Origin of the sequence: Sphaerospermopsis sp. FACHB-1194 (genome assembly GCF_014696235.1) — a bacterium.
GTDB lineage: Bacteria > Cyanobacteriota > Cyanobacteriia > Cyanobacteriales > Nostocaceae > Sphaerospermopsis > Sphaerospermopsis kisseleviana.
This window is the reverse complement of sequence record NZ_JACJPU010000068.1, coordinates 1-22,024: the sequence shown is the minus strand read 5'-3', so window position 1 is coordinate 22,024 and position 22,024 is coordinate 1. Positions and strand designations below refer to the sequence as shown.

General features: G+C 38.7%; 16 protein-coding genes. 6 read left to right on the top strand and 10 right to left on the bottom strand.

Features of this window, described 5'->3' with window-relative positions:
• Window positions 1–369: 369 nt before the first annotated feature.
• From H6F45_RS24295 to ruvC, 4 genes are all read right to left on the bottom strand, one after another.
• Window positions 370–1,110 carry a molybdopterin-dependent oxidoreductase gene (locus H6F45_RS24295; RefSeq protein WP_190348630.1) on the bottom strand — a complete coding sequence of 247 codons (741 nt, stop codon included), beginning with the start codon at window positions 1,108–1,110 and terminating at the stop codon, window positions 370–372.
• Between the two features lie 267 nt (window positions 1,111–1,377).
• Window positions 1,378–1,971: a cytochrome b/b6 domain-containing protein gene (locus tag H6F45_RS24290; RefSeq protein WP_190348631.1), complete on the bottom strand. Its 594-nt coding sequence runs from the start codon at window positions 1,969–1,971 to the stop codon at window positions 1,378–1,380.
• 32 nt (window positions 1,972–2,003) lie between these two features.
• Window positions 2,004–2,423 carry an EVE domain-containing protein gene (locus tag H6F45_RS24285; RefSeq protein ID WP_137666618.1) on the bottom strand — a complete coding sequence of 140 codons (420 nt, stop codon included), beginning with the start codon at window positions 2,421–2,423 and terminating at the stop codon, window positions 2,004–2,006.
• A gap of 293 nt (window positions 2,424–2,716) precedes the next feature.
• Window positions 2,717–3,208 carry a crossover junction endodeoxyribonuclease RuvC gene (gene ruvC, locus H6F45_RS24280; protein WP_096571797.1) on the bottom strand — a complete coding sequence of 164 codons (492 nt, stop codon included), beginning with the start codon at window positions 3,206–3,208 and terminating at the stop codon, window positions 2,717–2,719.
• A 424-nt stretch (window positions 3,209–3,632) separates the two neighbouring features.
• Between ruvC and H6F45_RS24275 the strand changes: the two genes are divergently transcribed.
• The 3 genes from H6F45_RS24275 to H6F45_RS24265 all read left to right on the top strand — a co-directional run bounded on the left by H6F45_RS24275 (window position 3,633) and on the right by H6F45_RS24265 (window position 8,112).
• Complete coding sequence (locus H6F45_RS24275) at window positions 3,633–5,006, top strand: gluconeogenesis factor YvcK family protein (protein WP_190348629.1); 1,374 nt, start codon at window positions 3,633–3,635, stop codon at window positions 5,004–5,006.
• 81 nt (window positions 5,007–5,087) lie between these two features.
• Window positions 5,088–5,552, top strand: coding sequence for a tRNA (adenosine(37)-N6)-threonylcarbamoyltransferase complex ATPase subunit type 1 TsaE (tsaE, locus tag H6F45_RS24270; protein WP_190348628.1), 465 nt, complete (start codon window positions 5,088–5,090; stop codon window positions 5,550–5,552).
• 244 nt (window positions 5,553–5,796) lie between these two features.
• Window positions 5,797–8,112, top strand: a complete 2,316-nt coding sequence (locus H6F45_RS24265; protein ID WP_190348627.1) for a cation:proton antiporter — start codon at window positions 5,797–5,799, stop codon at window positions 8,110–8,112.
• A gap of 152 nt (window positions 8,113–8,264) precedes the next feature.
• Here H6F45_RS24265 and H6F45_RS24260 read toward each other — a convergent pair whose 3' ends face one another.
• Window positions 8,265–8,537 carry a hypothetical protein gene (locus tag H6F45_RS24260; RefSeq protein ID WP_190348626.1) on the bottom strand — a complete coding sequence of 91 codons (273 nt, stop codon included), beginning with the start codon at window positions 8,535–8,537 and terminating at the stop codon, window positions 8,265–8,267.
• A 175-nt stretch (window positions 8,538–8,712) separates the two neighbouring features.
• Window positions 8,713–9,003 carry a hypothetical protein gene (locus H6F45_RS24255; RefSeq protein ID WP_190348625.1) on the bottom strand — a complete coding sequence of 97 codons (291 nt, stop codon included), beginning with the start codon at window positions 9,001–9,003 and terminating at the stop codon, window positions 8,713–8,715.
• A 131-nt stretch (window positions 9,004–9,134) separates the two neighbouring features.
• Between H6F45_RS24255 and dapF the strand changes: the two genes are divergently transcribed.
• Together dapF and H6F45_RS24245 are read left to right on the top strand one after the other, a co-directional pair.
• A complete protein-coding gene (gene dapF / locus H6F45_RS24250) occupies window positions 9,135–9,974 on the top strand; it encodes a diaminopimelate epimerase (RefSeq protein WP_137668543.1) in 840 nt (279 codons plus the stop codon).
• Window positions 9,975–10,239: 265 nt separating this feature from the next.
• Complete coding sequence (locus tag H6F45_RS24245; protein WP_137668542.1) at window positions 10,240–10,881, top strand: Uma2 family endonuclease; 642 nt, start codon at window positions 10,240–10,242, stop codon at window positions 10,879–10,881.
• A 273-nt stretch (window positions 10,882–11,154) separates the two neighbouring features.
• Here the strand turns inward: H6F45_RS24245 and H6F45_RS24240 are convergent, their stop codons facing one another.
• Window positions 11,155–12,366 (bottom strand): bifunctional sterol desaturase/short chain dehydrogenase, encoded by a 1,212-nt coding sequence (locus H6F45_RS24240; protein WP_137668544.1) that lies wholly within the window; start codon window positions 12,364–12,366, stop codon window positions 11,155–11,157.
• Between the two features lie 231 nt (window positions 12,367–12,597).
• The gene (locus H6F45_RS24235) at window positions 12,598–13,425 is read right to left on the bottom strand and encodes a sulfite exporter TauE/SafE family protein (protein WP_190348624.1); all 828 of its coding nucleotides are present in this window, start codon (window positions 13,423–13,425) and stop codon (window positions 12,598–12,600) included.
• 567 nt (window positions 13,426–13,992) lie between these two features.
• Here H6F45_RS24235 and H6F45_RS24230 point away from each other — a divergent pair.
• The gene (locus tag H6F45_RS24230) at window positions 13,993–14,403 is read left to right on the top strand and encodes a hypothetical protein (RefSeq protein ID WP_096571788.1); all 411 of its coding nucleotides are present in this window, start codon (window positions 13,993–13,995) and stop codon (window positions 14,401–14,403) included.
• 147 nt (window positions 14,404–14,550) lie between these two features.
• Here the strand turns inward: H6F45_RS24230 and H6F45_RS24225 are convergent, their stop codons facing one another.
• Together H6F45_RS24225 and H6F45_RS24220 are read right to left on the bottom strand one after the other, a co-directional pair.
• Window positions 14,551–16,602, bottom strand: a complete 2,052-nt coding sequence (locus H6F45_RS24225; RefSeq protein WP_137668540.1) for an ATP-binding cassette domain-containing protein — start codon at window positions 16,600–16,602, stop codon at window positions 14,551–14,553.
• 159 nt (window positions 16,603–16,761) lie between these two features.
• Window positions 16,762–22,024: non-ribosomal peptide synthetase (locus tag H6F45_RS24220; protein WP_190348623.1), on the bottom strand; the 5,263-nt coding region annotated here is incomplete at its 5' end.

The window sequence follows — 22,024 nt, the reverse complement described above, 5'->3', positions numbered from 1 at the left end:
TCGAAGGGCGGTGTCGAAGGGCGGTGTCGAAGGGCGGTGTCGAAGGGCGGTGTCGAAGGGCGGTGTCGAAGGGCGGTGTCGAAGGGCGGTGTCGAAGGGCGGTGTCGAAGGGCGGTGTCGAAGGGCGGTGTCGAAGGGCGCAGTCGAAGTAAGTCGAAGTAAGTCGAAGTAGTCGAAACACGACACAGAATTTAAACTCAAACAAAATTTGGAGTAATCCAACTAGGGAAGGGCATTCCCTAAGTTAACGCTTGGGGAGAGAACCACCCCGCTTGTTAGACACCGCAAGGGATCTAATCTAAGTGGACTCATTGAACCAAGAATCTCCGTGGCTTCAGGCAGGAGAGTGTCAATAATCTTAATATGTGTTCACAATCCCGCAAACCATTCATAACCCTGATCTTCCCAATAACCTTTAAAAGCTGATAACTGGCTAGTTAAAGTCACTCTTGTCACCCATTTACTTTGTTTATAACCTAATTTAATAGGAGAAGCTAAACGCAAAGGTGCGCCATTTTCAATAGGCAACTTTTCCCCATTTTTTTGATAAGCTAACAAAGTTTGGGGATGGGTAGCAGAAGCTAAATCCCAACTTTCATAATAACCATCTGCTGATTTAAAATAAGCATACTTCACATTTTCTTGGGGTTGAGCTAAAGCGATTAAATCACGTAAACGAATACCTCCCCATTGTACAATTGCTGCCCAACCTTCAACACATACATGACGAATAATCATAGAAGTTAAAGGTAAATTTTGAATTTCTGCCATACTTAAACTCAGGGGATTATTTACTTCACCATCAATAATTAACCGAAATGTATCAACATCAATAATAGGTGTACCACGAAAACTATTAATGATTAAAGCTGCTGGTTGAATTTCACTAGCAGCAAATTCTGGTACAAGTTTCTGGGGTTGAAATATCAATTCTTCAACTTTTTGATTTAAGGGTTCTGAAAGTTTACCTACCAAGTCTTCTAATGCTGGTGTACCACAACCACTAAGTAAACCACCTATGCCATAAATTCCTGATATTTGTAAAAACTTACGGCGGTTAAATCGAGGTTTCACTATATGAATTAGGTGTTTTTTATGAGTATGATTCATGATTTAATAACTTCCCCTAATTAAAAAACTATCTGTGTTCATCGGGAGTATCCCAAATGTGTAAATTTATGTTGAACTAACGAAATAAAACGTTCCAAGGTTCTGATATGATTGAACCGCAAAGGGCGCAAAGGACACAAAGGACACAAAGGACACAAAGGTAAGAGATTTTAAGAGATTTTTTAATGTTGCTGGGGTTATTTTTTCAAAATTGGGATGCTCCCGTGTTTATCTGCGTTTATCTGCGTTAAATTATTAATTCCAAAATTACCAAAACATCGATTCTATTAGTTTATCTCCTCCCGCTTTCTGTCCTAATCGCCAATGAATAATTACAAATATTACCACCAATGGCACAGAAGCAAAATGTACGATTCTTAATGCTTGCCAATCTCCAAACATATCAACTATCCAGGGAAATTGGGCAGGTTTATACATTCCGATTCCTGTTAATATTGCTAACATTAATATGGGAATAATAGATGTGTAAATAATCCGATGCCAAGCATAAGTTAAACGCTTAGGATTTTGCGTTTTTTGTAATGCTTTGATGTCATTACTGCCGACAAATCTATGTTGCCAACGTCGGGTAATTAAAATGTAAATTCCATAAAATAAAAAATTGAGTGAAAAAAGCCACATAGCTGCAAAATGCCAGTGTCTACCTCCTGCTAACCAAGCACCTAAAGTAAAAATGGGGGGAATATGTAAACCTGCACGGCCACCAAAAACGGGGTTAGCGTTGTAAATTTGTAATCCACTGGTAATCATTAAAAACAGGCTAATGATATTAATAGAGTGGAAGATTTTAGCGGCTATGGCTTGGGTGGGTAATTTTGGGTTTTTCACTTGATAATTCATACCAATATTCTGACTCCTGAACTCCTGAATTATTAAATTAATTCCTGCACTCTTAACCATTCTTCGGAAGTGACTTTAAAATTAGTGGAGTTAGGAGCGCGAATTACCAGCAAACTTTTAAGAATAGGATCTTGTTGTAAACTGGTTTTTAATAAAGGGCGTTCTATGAGTTTATTTGTAAAGCGAATTATTGCTTGTTGCTTACCCAAAGCACGGGTAGAATCAGACCAATATTTTTTATCTGGTATTTCGGTGATAAATTTGGCAGATTCAGTTATTTCTGCTATGGCATAAATTCCCGCTTGTGTACCAGATACCCAAATGATCACACCATCACCTATAGCGATATCTTTAGCGTAGCGAGTCACTAACCAGGGCATTTGCTCAAAGCCTTGAATAGCTTCTACAACTTTGTAATATTTGGGGTTGCCTTGAAATAGCCAGTAATTCATGTACTTTTATCTATGGTTATCACTCTTTATAGCAGCAGGCAAGAGGCAAAAGGCAAAAGGCAATAGTGAAATCCTTAGTGAAATCCTTGTTATTTCTAGGTTTCCATCATTGATAATGTTCTAATTACCCTGGCTACAGCTATATCAATCAATGTAAATTTTATCGCCATTGATATCATCTTCAGCTAATTACTGAAAATAATTTTTTTCCTTCCCCTATTTCCTATTTCCTATTCCCTATTTCCTGCCCTAACAGATATACTCATTAATCAAACTTAGTCAAACGGAAATGATTACAACTGAAACGCAGCAGTCAAAGCCACCGCCAAAGCATCTGCTGCATCATCAGGCTTAGGCATTTCCTCTAAATCTAACTCCCGCATCACCGCTTCCTGGACTTCTTCCTTATCTGCTTTACCATAATTTGTTAACGCTTGCTTAATTTGCGGAGGGGCAAACTCTACATAAGGAAGTTTGCGCTGCCCCAAAACCAACATTAATACACCCCTAGCCTGTGCCACTAAAATAGTGTTGGCCATACGATAGAAGAATAATTTTTCAATTGCCACTAAATCCGGTTGTAAATCGTCCATTAGGGTGTTTAAATCATCAAATAAAGTAGCTAGTCGCTGACTCATTTCCATATCTGAAGACGTGCGAATTACACCAAAATCTAGCATCTTTACAGAAAAGTCTTGTACTTTACCTTGAGTTTGCTGTAACGTAATTGCACCAAATCCCACAATAGCTAAACCTGGATCTAATCCTAAAATTCGTTTTTCCATAAAATTTTGGCTAATTTTCTCTAAATTTCCATCAAATTAACTATGATTCTCGATTTCTAACACCCGACTCCTACTATACTTAATCTGCACTTTCCGGTTAGCGATCGCCAATCATGAAGAAATAAGCACTTTCAGGAGGCAGAAGTCAGGAGTCAGGAGTCAGGAGTCAGGAGTCAGGAGGCAGGAGTCAGGAGTCAGAAGGCAGAAGGCAGGAGGCAGAAGGCAGAAGGCAGAAGGCAGGAGGTAAATATTTTTCACCAGTCACCAGTCACCAGTCACCAGTCACCAGTCACCAGTCACCAGTCACCAGTCACCAGTCACCAGTCACCAGTCACCAGTCACCAGTCACCAGTCACCAGTCACCAGTCCCTGTTAGTGTACATTTGCTTTTAAATATTGTTTCTACCACAGTTCCCTATTAGGTATGTCAATCGGTTTTCTTAAACAAGCCCTCAACGCCATACAACTTCAGTCACACAGCCGCACTTCCCACCGCGTTAACCAGTGGTTTAAGTGGTTATCCCCTGGAATATCAGTAAAACGCTGGTTTCTAGTCAGTGTAGGAGGTTTCTTATTGGCAAGTTTGGGGTTAGCTATTTGGATTAAGCTAACCCCAATTTTTTGGACATTGGAATTTCTTAAAGGTTTGTTGGGTTTCCTCACCAACATCTTACCCAACTATGTCAGCGGACCTTTGGTGTTGCTGCTGGGTGTGCTGTTGTTATTGTGGGGACAATCCCGTACTGTAGGTTCAATTACAGAGGTTTTAAGACCTCAAGGTGATGAAGAAGAACTGATAGATGTTCTATTGGCACATCGTCGTTTATACCGGGGTCCAAAAATTGTAGTTATTGGTGGCGGTACTGGACTTTCTACTTTACTCCGGGGCTTAAAAACCTATAGTGCTAATATTACTGCTATTGTCACAGTCGCTGATGATGGTGGTTCTTCTGGCAGGTTGCGGCAGGAATTTGGCGTTTTACCTCCTGGGGATATTCGCAATTGTTTAGCTGCATTAGCAGATGAAGAAAAGTTATTAACTGAATTATTCCAATATCGTTTTCGCGCTGGGGATGGTTTAACAGGTCACAGTTTTGGTAACTTGTTTTTAACTGCCATGACTGATATTACTGGGGACTTAGAAAGGGCTGTTGCTGCTAGTTCCAAGGTGTTAGCTGTGAGGGGACAAGTTTTACCAGCAACTCTTAGTGATGTACGTCTGTGGGCAGAAATGGCAGATGGGCGCAGAATTGAAGGTGAGTCTAGTATTCCCAAAGCCGGCGGAAAAATCATTAAAATTGGCTGTATTCCCGAAAATCCTCCCGCTTTACCCGCAGCAATTAAGGCAATTAAAGATGCTGATTACATTATTATTGGTCCTGGTAGTTTGTATACTAGCTTAATTCCCAATTTATTAGTACCAGAAATAGCCGATGCGATCGCGGCTATAAAAATTCCCCGCATTTATATTTGCAATATTATGACCCAACCGGGAGAAACAGAGGGCTATACCGTTGCTGAACATATCCAAGCCATTGATAAAGCTGCTGGTGACAGAAAACTTTTTGATGCTGTACTCGTACATCGCAAAACCCCATCAGCCCAAGCATTAATCCGTTACGCCCAACAAAATTCCCATCCCGTTTTCCTAGACAGAGAAGCAGTTACTCAGTTAGGACGGCGCTTAGTCCCCGCTAACGTTTTACACGAAGATGAAACTGGTTTTGTCCGCCACGATCCCCGAAAACTAGCTAAGGTGTTATTGAAATGGTACAGTGGAGCGCAACATGGGAAGTAATGGGGACTGGGGACTGGGGACTGGGTACTGGGTAATCAATTTTATTTTTCCCCATTACCAATTACCAATTACCAATTACCAATGACTACAATCTTTCTTCCTGATACAAAAGCCACACAGCAACTAGGTATTAATTTGGGGAAAAACCTAACTGCTGGTAGTGTGATTTTATTAGAAGGTGACTTGGGTGCGGGTAAAACTACCTTAGTTCAAGGTATTGGTCAGGGTTTAGGTATCACTGAATCTATTGTTAGTCCTACTTTTACCCTGATTAATGAATACACAGAAGGACGCATCCCTCTTTATCACTTAGATTTGTATCGTTTAGAACCTCAAGAGGTGACAGGCTTAAATTTAGAAAGCTATTGGGAAGGTATAGAAGTAACACCTGGTATTGTGGCTATTGAATGGGCGGAAAGAATGCCATATCTACCAGATAGTTATTTAAAGGTATGTTTAACTCATGGTGACAATGGTACTCGTCAAGCGGAGATTACTGAGGTTGACCGTGATTTTGAGAACCTATTGGTACACCGTCTTCTTTAATTGTTATCAATATCTGATTATATCATTCTCAAGATTATTGAGAATAAACCTTCTCCATTCTCAATAAACAAGCAGCAAAACTTTTTCCCCTTTCTCATAAATAAACTAAAGCTCTTATCAACTTTCTGCGACTCTGCGACTCTGCGTGAGCCTAAACAAAAATTCCTCCCCTTCCACCCTTTCCCCAAAAAGTAAAAACTCTGTAGACTAAAATTAATAAACTTTATATTTCTTATTAAAGCTGGTGCAAGAGGACTTTCGGTTAATTGTTGATTTGGTTTCGGTGTTCGCTGTCGCTGCTTGTGGTGGACTACTGGCCGCATTGTTAAAACAACCCGTTTTGCTGGGATATCTCATCGGGGGGATGATAGTTGGACCAGCAGGACTGGGATTAATTAAAGAAGTTGTCCAAGTTGAAACCTTGGCGCAATTTGGTGTAGCTTTTTTACTCTTTGCTTTAGGAGTTGAATTTTCCCTAGCAGAACTGAAAAAGGTTAAAGCTATAGCTTTGGGCGGTGGAGGATTACAAATTCTTCTCACTATTCTTATCACTGTATTAGTTTGTGGTGTTACAGGTACTTGGGGAACATTACCTGCTAAAGGTGTATTTTTAGGATCAATTCTCTCCCTGTCTTCTACTGCGGTAGTTCTCAAATGTTTGATGGAACGCAACGAGACAGAAACCCCCCACGGCCAGGTCATGCTGGGTATTCTCGTTGTTCAGGACTTAGCATTGGGATTGATGCTGGCTGTATTACCCGCACTCCATGAACCAGGGGAAGCGATTGGTTTAGCAGTCTTTACAGCTTTGGTACGCATTGGTTTATTTGCTGCGGGTGCGGTGGTTGCTGGTATTTGGTTAATTCCGCCGTTGTTGCGATTATTAGCCCGCACAGAAAGCAGAGAATTATTTTTGCTGGGTGTTGTCACGTTATGTTTATGTATTGCCCTGCTAACTGAATATTTGGGTCTTTCTATTGAAATGGGGGCGTTTGTAGCGGGTTTGATGATTTCTGAAGTGGAATACGCTGATGAAACTTTAACCATTGTTGAACCGTTGCGGGATATCTTTGCGAGTTTGTTTTTTGCTGCGATCGGAATGTTGATTGATCCGGTGTTTTTGTGGCAAAACCTAGATGTGATATTGGGTTTGGTGGTTTTGGTGTTTTTGGGTAAGTTCCTGATCATCACACCTTTGGTTAAATTATTCCGCTATCCGTTAAAAACAGCTTTAATTGCAGGGTTGGGTTTAGCGCAAATTGGGGAATTTTCCTTTGTTTTAGCTAGTGAAGGTCAGGCTTTGGGGTTGGTTTCCCGGAGAATATATTTATTAACTTTGGGAACGACTGCGGTTACTTTAATGTTGACTCCCTTTGTGTTGCGGTTAGTACCATTGTTATTTAATTTTGCGGAGTCCATGCCTTGGTTAAAACCTTATTTGGTGGAAGAACAAGCGCGAGATTTTGCGGAAGACTTACCCCGGAAAGATCATATAGTGGTTTGTGGTTATGGTCGCATTGGTAAAAATTTGGTACGGTTATTGCAGTTACATGATTTGCCTGTAGTCGTTATTGATCAGTCTGAAAGTAGGATTCAACAGTTACGGGAAGCGGGTATACCTTATGTATATGGTAATGCAGTGAGTTTTCATGTGTTGGAAACTGCTGGGGTAAATCATGCTCAAGGGATGGCGATCGCTCTTCCTGATCCTGCTAGTATTCGTCTATGCTTGAAACGGGCTTTGGAGATATCCCCAGAATTAGATTTAGTGGTCCGTGCTACCCAAGATAAAAATATTGAAGTGCTTTATCAACTGGGTGCTAAGGAAGTTGTACAACCAGAATTTGAAGCGAGTCTGGAAATGGCCACCTATTTACTTACCGATGCGGGATTATTGCCAGAGGTGGTACAACGGAAAATGCAGGATATTCGTAAGGATCATTATTTAGATTTGCGTCCTGAACGTTCTGCTGCGGAAGTTTCCCAACATTTACAGCAAGTTACCCGTGATTTAAACCGACGTTGGTATGATTTACCTGATGAGTCACCTTTAATTGGGATGACTTTAGAAGAAGCGGATATGCGCTATCTGATCGGGGTGAGTTTAATGGCTATTCGTCGTGCTGATGGGACAGAAATTGATTATCCTAATGGTCAGGTGAGGTTAGAAACTGGCGATCGCCTATTAGTTGTAGGTGCAAGTAAAGAATTAGCAGCTTTGGCAGAATTTGCTAAGGGTAATGCAGCTGTTCCCGGAGAAACTAACGCTTGTCAGTGGGTGACAGTTCAAGCTAACTGTACTTTTTTGGGTAAAAATTTGGCAGATTTTACCTCTGATCAACAGTATGGAGTCAAAGTGCAAGCAATTCGGCGAGATGGCAAGTTTATCCGCTTTCCTCATGGCAACATCGAATTGAAAACAGGCGATCAAGTGCTGCTGTGCGGTAGCTTTTCCAGACTCAATCAGCTGCAACAATTTTGTACTGCTGCTTGTGAACTACCCTTAGCAATTCCCAGTGTTAAAAATGAAGAGGTAGAAACTATCACAGAGTTGCAATGATCAAGTTGTTCGCCTAACCTTATGAATCGATCTTGGCAACTTCAACTCTAGCTTCTCTGGGAACTAAGTAGATAGGCGTTGAAATTTATCGTTGTCGCAAGGCAGGAGGCAGAAGGCAGGAGGGAAGAGGTTTTTAGGCATTTTAAATTTTGTTATATAACTTGTTTTTTTTGTGCCGACTTACTTAAATCTCTTTCTACAACTGCATCACTGCGAACTTTCATATAAGCGATCGCCATTTTCCAAACGCTTATTTGCTCGTTGTTAGCATCTACAATAGATACACAATTGATATCTTGCCAAAAAACCTTACCGACGATGACATCACCAGTCATCAGTTTAAATTCAACGGTGGCTTTTTGCTTGATCCAATTTTGTAATTGTCTAATGCTAAGTAGGGTAGTGTCAAATTCTGTTGCTGGCATTTTTTATCCCACCTTCCGCACCCTAAACTGTCACACAACGAAAAATGGTCATTTGGGGATTTGAGATTGGCGATCGCCACCTAAGATTTAGACTATTTTGTATCAAAATTATCATCAAAGGTATTCAAAAATCCGAAATTACCGATTGTGACACTGGGGGGTGCGGAATGTGGGTTTATGAGGGAATAGGGAATAGGTGACTGGGGACTGGTGACTGGGGACTGGTGACTGGTGACTGGTGACTGGGGACTGGGGACTGGTGACTGGGGACTGGTGACTGGGGACTGGGGACTGGGGACTGGGGACTGGTGACTGGTGACTGGGGACTGGTGACTGGGGACTGGGGACTGGTGACTGGTGACTGGGGACTGGTGACTGGTGACTGGGGACTGGTGACTGGTGACTGGGGACTGGTGACTGGGGACTGGGGACTAGTGACTGGGTAATTAATATTCATTCTTCCCAATTACCAATTACCAATTACCAATTACCAATTACCAATTACCAATTACCAATTACCAATTACCCATTACCCGTTACCAATTTTAAATGTTTAAATTAGTAGTAACTTATCTTTGATAATTCATCTAGGGGAAAATGGCAATAGAATTTACTAAGTATCATGGTTTAGGTAATGATTTCATTTTGATTGATAATCGTTCCTCGTTAACACCGGTCATTACACCAGAAAAAGCTGTCAAATTATGCGATCGCCATTTTGGTATCGGTGCTGATGGTGTTATTTTCGCACTTCCTGGGCAAAATGGCACTGATTACACCATGAGAATTTTTAACTCTGATGGTTCAGAACCGGAAATGTGCGGTAATGGTATTCGCTGTTTAGCGGTTTTCCTGACTGAGTTGGAAGGTGTATCCCGCACCAAAGACTTCTACACCATTCATACTTTAGCTGGTACAATTACACCTCAACTTACAGATGATGGACAAGTTAAAGTAGACATGGGTCAACCCCGATTATTAGCACAGGAAATTCCTACCACCCTTGCACCTACGGACAGTAAAGTAATTAATGTACCTTTAGAAGTTGCGGATCATACTTGGAATGTTACCTGTGTGAGTATGGGAAACCCTCACTGTATCACCTTTGTAAATGATGTAGCAGCTATTCCCTTAGAAAGCATTGGTCCCAAATTTGAACATCATTCCGTTTTCCCCCAAAGAACAAATACAGAATTTATTGAAATTGTCAACCGTAATTATTTAAAAATGCGGGTATGGGAAAGAGGCGCGGGAATTACCTTAGCTTGTGGTACTGGTGCTTGTGCGTCTTTGGTTGCAGGAGTATTAAATGATAAATGCGATCGCACAGCCATAATAGAACTACCAGGAGGAGAGTTAGAAATTGAATGGTCCGAAGTAGACAATAAAATATATATGACAGGACCAGCAGAAAGAGTATTTGCAGGTAAATTCTAATTAGTAGCGACTGTCTTGAATGTCAAGCGATCGGTTGGGTTGACGCAAGGAAACCCAACATTTTATTCAGATCCCCGACTTCTATTTTCATCGTTTCTAGAAATCAGGACTTACGCAAAAGGGAACGAAAGTAGGGGTAATTCATGAATTACCCCTACGCAAGAATAAGGCTTTCAGTCACATCTTGCGTAAGTCCTAGAAATGATTAATACATCTAAAAAGTTAGGGATATTACAAATATTTATGTACTCAGGAGACTGAGAAAATGAGTAATTTACAAACTCAAATACCTACAGATACATGGGTTTATACTTCTTGGAATGAGTATGAACAAATAACCACCAACTTACTTAATAAACCGGGAAAAAGTTACTATTATAAAGGATACATGAGGCTAGAAATGCCACCAGTTAGTTTTGATCATGGAAAAGATCATGTAATAATTATTTTTGCTGTCACTTTATTTGCCACTATTAAAGGAATTTTAGCTACAGGTTTAGATACCACAACTTTTCGTAAACAAGGTATTCAAGACTGTCAACCTGATGTAGCTTATTATCTCCAAGAACGCGCCCAAACTATCCCCACAGGTACAGGAATTGTTAATTTAGATCACTATCCAGCACCAGATTTAGTCATTGAAATTGCTAAAACATCTTTATTAGATGACTTAGGAACAAAGCGCAGTCTTTACGAAGAATTAGGTGTTAGTGAATATTGGGTAATAGATGTACAAAACGCCCAAGTGATAGCCTATAGTATGATTAACCAAGGTAGTCAACGCATTCAAGAATCACAGGTTTTACCTGGGTTAAAAATTGCAGTTTTAGAAACAGCTTTACGTCGTAGTCGTGAAAGCAGTCAATCTGAAGTTTGTGCTTGGTTACTTAGCCAATTTCAACTATAAGAATTGTAATTGAATCGGAATTAATAAAACTCAGATACTCGACTTATTAAACTAATTCATCGTTTATAACCAAAATGAAAAAAGAATTAGGGGATCTTGTATTGAAATATTTTGATGGGAATGAATGATTAAAGACTGTCCCTTTTGTAGTAAAATTTAGATTCGGAGACTCTATAATTGCATTCCCAGTCAGAGACTGGGAACGAGAAAAAACTGTTCCCTGTTCCTTGTTCCCTGTCTCCACGAAAAGACTTTTTCAGCAAACCCTACTTATTACTTCTGACTAAAAACACGATAGTACAACCATGTACTAAATTCTTTGATGGGGAATAGTAAATAAGTTAGTGGGTTGACTGTGACAATAATATTTCTAAAATCCCGTTTTGCTAAAAACAAAATTCCCTTAGCAACTTGATTTGCTGACATCACACCGAATGGATTAAGTTGACTTTTGAAGGGTCCTAAAATCAATTTTCTAATTACACAAACTCCATCCAAACGTTTGAGGGTAATGATATCACCTAACGCCCTTTTGCTGATTTCATATAAAGGACTTAAAGCTGGTGAAACTTCTGCTTCTGATGTATTAACCCAAATTTCTTTAGTCGCTTTAGCATCAGATCCGGTGACAGTTACAGAAAATATATCTATTAACCGCAAAGCGGAAAAAGTGTTAACTTGATAAGAATTGTGAATTGCTGTGGATGTGCGATCGCCATAAACATTCACTCCATGATTGATAATTAAAATATCAACTTTTTGCAAGTTGGCTTTTAATTCTTCTTCATTTCCCAATTCCCAAAACATCACTTTTAAACCAGTTTGTTCCTCTATTTTATCTGGGTTAGTTGTTAAAGCAATAACTTTGGCTTTATGCTTGATTAATTCTGCGGTTAATGCTTTTCCTAAAGCACCAGAAGCACCAGTTAAAGCAACGGTTTTACCTTTTAAAGAAAGTCCTGTTCCTAATATTTTATCCACCAGAGAAAATACACCACTATAATAAGCATTTACATCATCAAAATGATGTCGCCAATGATATGTTCTATTCACAAACCACACAGAAGGAGTTGCTGCTAACGGTCCTGGTAAATGATTGTAATCTGTGTCTATTGTACCTTGGAAATATCGCAAAGATGCACCATATAAAAAAGTTCCACCATAAGCAACACCCAACCATAAACCCCATTGTCTGAAAACTAAAGCAACTGTGATTAATAAAACTAGCAGTATAATTGACTCAACTATGTCGTGATACAACTGGGAATCTAAGTAAGCTTGTTGAGAAACTAATGTTAAATCTCGACGGTAAGCTGCATGATGTTTATTATGCCATTTTGCCAGCCAAGTAACTTGATGACACAAAGCATGATAACTATCTCTAATTATTTCCGCAAGTAAGAGGGAGAAAACACCCCAAAGAGCGAACTTGACGCAGTTATTTACTAAAACCCAATCAATTGTTAAACTTTGAGCCAAAATCATCATATTTTTGCTAACACTATTTTCTCTTAATTATTCTTCATATTCGATAATTAGTGTAGTAGCAATGGGTAACATTTTTCTCTGTTCCTGAAATTTTGGTAGTTTTAAGTATAACAAGTGACAGGTGACAGTGCTAAAAGCTTTTCAGGTTTACACTCTGTGCATTTGTGTTCATTGTGTGTATTTTAGCTTTGAAGGCTGATAGCTGACGGCTTAATGCTTACATCAAACTTAATAACTTTGCCAAGCTTTCCAAAATATATAAATAGATAAAATAGCCAACAAACTTCTAAAAGCTAAACTCACTACTTTATCTGGTAATTTTGGTAAAAACCGGGTACTAAATTGTACTCCTAATAAACCACCAAATCCTAAAATTGCGCCAGTTAACCACAAAACATTACCTGAATAAGCATGGCCAGCAGTTGCAGAAATAGCGGTAATGACTATGACTCCTAAACTCGTTTGAATAGCTTTTTTAATATTTTCATTGAGTAAGACAATTTGCAGAGGAACCATAATTATCCCCCCACCAACTCCAAATAAACCTGCTAATAAACCGCCAGTACCACCTGTGATAATTCTATGCCAAAACTCTTGAATTTTATGAACATTAGTTTCGTTATTTTCGTTATTTTCTTCTACAACTTCCTGAGCTTGGTTTCCTTCTTCTTCTATTTTTTTTCTAGCAACTATTTTTTTTCTCAGATCAACTAAATAAATATTGGAAATTAATAATAATCCAAAGGTAAATAATAACAAATATTCAGGAAATAAATTAGCTAATAAAACACCGATTTGAGCAGTTATTAAGGCTGGTAAAGCCATACTTAAAACATTGTTGATATCCAGATAACCCATGCGCCAATTCTGAATACTTCCAGCAGATGCGGTAATGACAATTGATAAACTACTGGTAGCTACTGCTTGGATAGATTCGTTTCCTAAGCTAATTAATAAAGGTACTAAAACTGTACCTCCACCAATTCCCAAAAAACCTGCTAAAATCCCAGCTACAATTCCTGCAAATGCTAAAATTAATAATTCAATCGGTGTCATTTTAGATATTAGATATTAGATATTAGTCATTATTTAGTAGTTATTAGTTATTTTTACCCAATCACCAGTCACCAGTCACCAATCACCAATCACCTTTTCTCAATATTATACAGCTAAACCCGGATTTCTCACAAGAGAAAAAAATAATTGATAAAAAGCTAGAGCAAGTGGCATTGTAAGCATTCAGCAGTCAGCAATAAAGAATAAAACCATCAATTGTCCATTGATAAATTGCTCTCATTAACACTGGTGTAATTTGACAAAACGGGAGCATACTTATTACAGCAGTTTTCATGTATTTGTACCACATCCTTCTTGTTATCTTCCTTTGCGCCTTTGCGTCTTTGCGTGAGATTAAAAAATGTGGTTCATTTACCTGAAAATCGCTGTAATTCAGTCTTTGTCTAGAAAATAGCTGATTACTGATTACTGAATACTTACGTGGAATTTAATAGCTTTCCACCAATACCCTGGGATAGATTTTGTTTAAAAATTTCTGAATATCATCAATAAAAGGTTTGAAAACCTAATGATCCAAGAAATATTTTTGATGAAATTGCCGATTTTATGACTAAATATTGTCGTGATCAAGCTAGAGATGAACTTTGGTTAATGATGGGAGCAGGAGCAACAGCAGGAGTTGCGGGAGGAATTTCTCCTCTTGGTGCGATCGCCTTTCAAACCAGTTTAGCTGGTGTACAGGGTGTTGTAGTTACTAGAATTGCTCAAATTTATGATGTGAATTTGATACCTGCTAGTGGTGCTGGAGCAATGGCCGCAGCAATTATAGGCATGGGTGGGGGACAATTTCTGTTTAATATGGGCAGTATTATAGCAGGGTTGATTCCTGGTATTGGATCAGTGGTTCAACCCGCAATGGGAGCGGCCGCAGTTAAAGCATTAGGTGAAGTTGCTATTACCTATTTTGAAAATAAGTATCCTCAAAAAATCTACAACTCAAAAACAAAAACATTGTAATATCATGTCCTGTTGAATACTTATCATATCTGTTGGGGCTGGTAATTGGTAATGGGTAATTGGTAATTGGGAAAAGGCAATTATTAACCAAAAACCAACAACTTATATCGTCAGTAATTACCCGGACTTGATATAAATTGTTTCACCCTAAACTTTCACCCATTTCAAAACATTGGGGTCTTTATTATAGCTGTAGGTAGAACCATCTTGAGTTGTAATAGTTTGACCTTTACTAGCTTTAGTTCTCACAGTCCCCAGTGAATAATCTATTAATTTCTGCATTTCTTGATGAGAAAGTCCGGTAATAAGACTTGCTTGGTTTACTTGGTTTGCTATTTCTGGTGTTGCTATTTTTGGTTGATTTGGAGATTTATTATTGGCAAAATTATCTATTGTAATTTCATCTTTTTCATCAGGAATGATGGCAGATGATTGTAATTTCTGACGTTGATAATCATGCACAGTTAAAAGTTGCCAACTAGAATCTTGAGAAAGTTCTAAAACCCATTGATGATAATCAAATAAGCTTTCCCGATGTCCGACACTGATAAATGTTGTTTTTGTTGCTTGCAATTGTTGATATAAAGTACCTTCATTATTTAAGTCTAAAGCACTGGTAGCTTCATCTAAGATAGTGAAAGCAGGTTGAGTAACTAACAATCTGGCAAATGCTAAACGTTGTTGTTCTCCTAAAGATAATATATTTTCCCAGGGAACTTCAGTATCAAAACCATCTACTCGACTTAATAAACTATCCAGATTAACTTGTTTTAAAACTTCTTTGAGTGCGCGATCGCTGACTATTCGTTCTGTATACGGATAAAGCAACTGTTCTCGCAAAGTTCCTAAAATAATGTAAGGACGTTGAGGTAAAAACAACACTTCTTCTAAAGGAGGCCTCACTAAACGACCTGTTCCTGCATTCCACAAACCAGCGATCGCCCTCAATAAAGAACTTTTACCTCTACCACTTGGACCAACAATTAATAAACCTTCTCCCGGTTGTACAGAAAGTGATAAATCTTCCACAATTACTCTCTCATAATTGGGAGTTTGTAAAGTTACATTCTCAAAGGTGATATGATTATCTTCTACTGTTTTGATGGTACTCGCATTTTCTGGTTGTTTAGCGACTTGTTCCAAAGCAGAAGAAAACTCAGACAACCGTTCCACATAAACAGAAAACCTACCTGAACTGCCAAATTCATTGATTAATTCTGCTAGAGCATTAGCAAAAAGATATGCCGATAAAGAAGCTTGGCTAATTTCTCCAAAATCTAGCCGATTTGTAATATATAAAGGTCCGAGTATTAGAAATGGAAATACCTCGATTACAGCTTGATATCCTCTATTAAAAAAGTCTTGATTTCTTTCCCAGCCAATCCTCCGTTTAGAAATCTTGATTAACTGCTGAAATCTTTTTCCAATGATATTTGACTCTTGTTTTTCTCCCCGGAAAAAAGCTATTGATTCAGCATGAACTCTAACATGAGTTAAACAATAGTTATAATCAGCCTTAGATTGAAGTTCCTCTTGATTAATTTTATTTATTTGTTGAGTCAAGTAGACAGCAACTATATTACCCAAAAGAGTATAAATTACTAAAATAATTGCAACTTGCTTTGAAATTGACCAAATAATTATAATATAAGCTATGATTTCCAGTATTTTTTCTAGTAAGGTAGTTGAAAAAGTCAAAGCATTACTTATAACAGGTTCAATTTCTTGAGAGAGGCGTTGATCAGGATTATCAATATCAGATTTAAAATTGATTTTATAGTATGCTCTTTCATGTAAATATTTTGCCAGAATGTGATCATTTAGCCATTGATACCACTCTAGTACCATTTGCTTTCTTACAAACTTAGAAAACCCTACCAATGCTGTTACAAATGCTAGGGTTATAGCATAAGTCAATACAACATTAAAAAACTGAGAAACATCTTTTCCTGTAATAGTAATATCAACTATGTAGCGATAAAGAAAATTACTAACTACATTTAAACTAACAAGTCCAATTATAAGTATTATTAAGAGAATAAGCATTCCCCATGAACGAATCACGTCTGAAAATGCTCTTCCCCCTGATGTACTTGGATACCAGTAAGGTTCGGTAATAGATTGGAAATTTTTCCAAAATTGAGTAAAAGCTGAATAATTATTGCTTAAAGGTTGATCGCGGGAAATTTGAGCTTGCATATTTTAACAATATTGTAATTTTGAGTTGACGTATAAGCAGCAATTTAATATTTCTTGGTTAAAGGTGAAAGGGGAAAGGGTAAGAAAAAACCTTCACCCTGATCCCCTGTGTACCTTCATCCATTAATTTGAGGTTATCAGACTCATGACATTGTACGGTTAGTTAGTCTTATGACCAAATGCCATTTGCTCTGTTACTAACTGGTCATTGATAAAACCGCTACTTATGAAGTAGGAAATATAAGTCCTCAATAAATTTTGGTCTAATATAGGATACATAATATCAGTATTCCCTAGACCATTGATAGTATTTTGATAGTCAATCTCTGGTTCGCGACTATTCTCTAGCGCCATTTTGGGAATAATATGAGACAAAACTCTTAAATTACCAGGATCAGACATTTGACTCTCCAGTGAAATCTCTGAATGCCATTGCTCTACAGGAATCATCTGTACAGGGTATCCTAAAGAGCGAATCAAGTGAAATAAATCCTTGATTGTAGTAGATTCAGGATTAACTAGGTGAAATGCCTTTCCTAAAGATTCCTTTTGTCCTGACAGATTAACAATTATTTTACTCACATAGTCCACAGGAGTCAAATTATCCTCCATCTGCACATCAGGAAATATTCTTGTTTCTAAACAACCCTTGACTAACCTGCAAAATAAATCATCTGTATTACTAATACCTGTTTTGGTACTTCCTGTAATCCTTGATGCTCGATAAATAGCTACAGGTAGACCTAAATCACGAGCTTGCATCACTAATTTCTCTGCTACCCACTTACTTTGAACATAGCCATTTTCTAACACTTGATATTGATCAAGAAGATCCGATTCTAAAATTAATCCTGCTTCATTAGGAGTAGCTGCTGATAAAACAGATGTAGTTGAAATGTAATGTAAAGGTTTAACTTTGATTTCACTGGCTAACCGAATGATTTCTTGCGTTCCCAACACATTAGCAGGTTTTAAAACAGAGTAGGGATAAATAACATTAATCCAAGCACCACAATGATAGATAACATCTATCTGACTTGCTAACTGTTGAAATTCTGATGTGGAAAGACCTAAATATTTTTTCCCTAAATTTCCAACCACAGGAATAATACGTTTTCTGTCAACTTCTGACCAGAGTTTGTACAATTGAAGTTGATTTTCTAGCTTTTGTCGTGCCTCTTCAATATCTGTAGCACGAATCAAACAATAAATAATCGGTTCCTCAGTTTGTTGCAGGAGTTCATAAAGTAAATGACTACCCAGAAAACCCGTCACTCCCGTTAAAAAGATTCCTTGAGGTTTGTTGTTGTAATCTGTAGAGACGTTATATATAACGTCTTTACGGATTTGAATACTGGCATCTAAAACTGCTTCTGCTTTTAAATCTAGCTTAGAGGTAGTAATGGTATTCGTCTGGCTGGTGAGTAAACTATCAAAACCGGCTGCTAGTTCTGCGACTGTCGGGTTTTCAAACAAATAACGTAGGGGTAAATCTATTTGCAAGGTTTCTGTTAATAAAGACATCACTTGCATAGCGCGTAAAGAATTACCCCCCATGTCAAAAAAGTTGTTGTGAATGCCTAATTGTGTTGTTCCTAAAACACTGCTCCAAATATCTGCGATCAGTTTTTGTGTGGGAGTATTGGGTAACACAAAGTTGCTCAGGTTAATCTCTTGGGAGGGTGCAGGTAGGGCGCGACGGTCTATTTTACCATTAGTCGTGACTGGTAAACCCTCCATCATCACAAAAGCTGTGGGAATCATATAATTTGGCAGCTTTTGTTTCAAGAAGCTTTGTAATTCATTTTGGGTTAAGGATGGATTATCAGAGACAACATAAGCAACCAACTGTTTATGACCTGGTTGGTCTTCTCTTGCCATCACAACCTGACAAATCACATCAGGATGCTGAACTAAGAGACTTTCAATTTCTCCCAGTGCAACACGGAAACCTCGGATTTTCACTACATCATCAATGCGTCCAATAAATTCTATATTGCCATCGGGTAAATAGCGTGCTAAATCCCCTGTTTTATAAAGGTAATGGGATGGTTGGTGAGCGAAGTCGAACCATTTACCATCTTTAAACGGATTGAGAATAAATTTCTCGTGTGTCAATTCTGGACGGTTGAGATAACCCCGCGCTAAACGCTCACCACCAATGTACAATTCACCCTTAACTCCTATGGGAACTGGTTGTAAATTGGAATCCAGGATGTAAATTTCTGTATTATCTACAGGACGACCGATGAGGACTGTATTAGTTTTTTCTGGTTGGTAATTTCGCACATCATAGACTATCGCTGTCACCGAGGCTTCGGTCGGACCGTAGGCATTTAAACAAGTGATTCTATCCCCTACCAACTGCTGCCACATTGCCACTGTTTCCGGTAAAACAGTATCTCCACCTACAGTCAATAACCGTAAACTTTGGGGTACGGTGGAGTATGATTGAGATACTGCTACCATCCATTCATGCCAATAAGCGGAAGTCAGGGTTAAAACAGTTATTTGTTGTTGTTCTATAAACTGGGCAAAATTGGCAAAGGAAGAAAACATTTCTGTTGGTCTTAATACTACTGTTCCGCCTTTAAACCATGTGGGGAATATTTCTTCTAGTGCGACATCAAAGCCAAAAGCCGCAAATTGTAAAACACGGTCGCTACTCGTCAAACCAAATGCTTCACTAATGGCACTGCTATGATTTACCAAAGCTCCATGAGTTAACATCACACCTTTGGGATTGCCAGTAGAACCAGAAGTATACAATACACAAGCCAAGTTTTCCGCTACTACTTCACTGACCGGATTTTCTGGACTGTGAGAATTGAATACTTCCCATTCTTGATCTAAGACAATAACTTTCACCCCTTCCACTGGCAAGGAATTGAGTAAACTTTCTTGTGTGATCAGTACAGAAATTTGTGAATCTTGGGATATGTAAGTTAATCGTTGTTGGGGATAATCAACATCTAGGGGAACATAACCGCCTCCAGCTTTGAGGATGGCTAAAAGTGCCACAGTCATGGATAAGGAACGCTCTAAATAAATTCCCACCAAAACTTCTGCACCCACACCCAGAGATTGTAAATAATGGGCTAATTGATTAGCTTGGGTGTTTAACTGTTGATAAGTTAATTGTTGATCATCAAACACCACCGCTACAGCATCCGGTGTTAGTTCTACCTGCTGTGCAAATAATTGATGGAGACATTTACCTACAGGATAATCAGCTTGAGTATCATTCCACTCCATCAGTAACTTTTGTCGCTCAACTGCTGTTAATATGGGCAACTGGTCAATACGCTCTTGGGGATTATTTACTACTGCTTCTAGCAAAGTAATAAAATGACTTGTTATAGATTCAATGGTACTATGGTCAAATAAATCAGTATTGTATTCCCATAATCCTATCATTCCTTTAGTTGTATTCTGCATAAATAAGGTCATATCAAATGCAGAAGCTACACCTTTAAATGGTACTGAACTAACGGTTAATCCATTTAACTCCAACTCAGACTCAGGAGCATTTTGCAGGTTAAACATGACTTGGAATAGTGGACTATGGGATAAATCCCGTTCTGGTTGCAATGCTTCCACTAGCATTTCAAAGGGCAAATGTTGATGGGCATAAGCACCCAAAGCCATTTCCCGCACACGAGTTAACAACTCACTAAAACTGGGATTACCCGCCAAATTACTACGCATTACCAAAGTATTGACAAAAAAGCCAATTAACCCTTCTATCTCAGCCCGATCTCGGTTAGCAATGGGTGAACCTACCAAAATATCTGATTGTCCTGTGTAGCGATAAAGCAGGGTATCATAAGCTGCTAACAAGGTCATAAATAGGGTACACCCTTCTTGCCGACTCAGTTCTGTCAGTTTTTGGCTTAATTCTGGTGGTAAGGCAAATTTGTAATGTTCCCCTACAAATGTCTGTACAGCAGGTCTGGGGCGGTCTGTGGGTAATGATAATAAGGTTGGTGCGTCTTTGAGTTGTTGTTCCCAGTATGTTAATTGATTTTGTAGTACATCCCCTTGCAACCATTGTCTTTGCCAAATTGCAAAATCAGCGTACTGAATTGGTAGGGGTGTTAAAGGTGAAGGTTGATTTTGACAATAAGCATGATATAGCTGTGTCAGTTCTTGGAAAAACACACCCATTGACCAACCATCGGAAACAATGTGGTGCATACACACTAACAATATTTGCTCTGTCTGGTTCACTAAGATTAACTGTACTCTAATTAACGCTTCTGTTTCTAACTCAAATCCTGTCATCTTTTGTTGTTGCGTTAATTGTTCTACAGCTATTTCTTGTTCTGTTTTGGGTAAGTGCTGTAAGTCAACAATTGATACTATTCCCTGTTCCTTGTTCCCTGTTTTCTGTTCTCTAATAACTTGAATTGGTTGTCCGTCAATGCTGGTGAAATTAGTACGTAAGGCTTCGTGGCGATGAATAATTGTTTGTAAGCTTTGCTCTAATGCTGTAATTTGCAATTTTCCTCGCAAATGTAAAGCTGTGGGTATGTTGTATACTACACTGTTAGTCTCAAATTGGTCTAAGAACCACAAACGCTGTTGGGCAAAAGACATTGGTAAGTCTGCATCTTTGGCTCTGGGTGACAGAGGTGGTGTTGACAGTTCTAAGTTGTCTTGTTGTAATTGGGTAATAATATGGGCTAGTTCTCTGACTGTGGGGGCGGCAAACAATTTATTTAATGGTAGTTCCACTTGGAATATGTTGCGGATACGTGAAACTATTTGTGTTGCTAGTAGGGAATGTCCCCCCAGTTCAAAGAAGTTGTCATTTACACCCACAGATTCTACTTTTAGCACTTGTAACCACGTTTGTGTTAGCAGTTCTTCTATGGGGTTGCGTGGAGCAACATATTTTTCTACTATTGTGCTGTCTAATTCTGGTTTTGGTAGGGCGCGACGGTCTATTTTGCCGTTGGGTGTCTGTGGTAGATTTTCCAATCTGACTAAGGCTGATGGTATCATGTACCCCGGCAGTTTATTCACCAGGAATTGACGAATGCTTGTAAGCTCTGGTGTTGTTTCTGTTTTCGCTACTATGTACCCAACTAAACGTTTTTCTGTGGGGTTGTCTTCACGGACGATGACGCATGATGTCTGGATTTGAGGATGTTGATTGAGTACCGCTTCGATTTCTCCTAACTCGATGCGGAAGCCCCGAATTTTAACTTGATTATCTATGCGTCCTATGTATTCTATGTTCCCATCTGCTAGGTAACGCGCTAAGTCTCCTGTTTTGTAAATTCTCTCAATTTGACCATTTATGTCTATTTCTATAAATTTTTCCCCAGTCGCTTGGGGACGATTTAAATATCCTCTAGCTAAACCAACTCCAGCTATACACAGTTCTCCTGGTATTCCTGGTGGTAATAGTTGATTG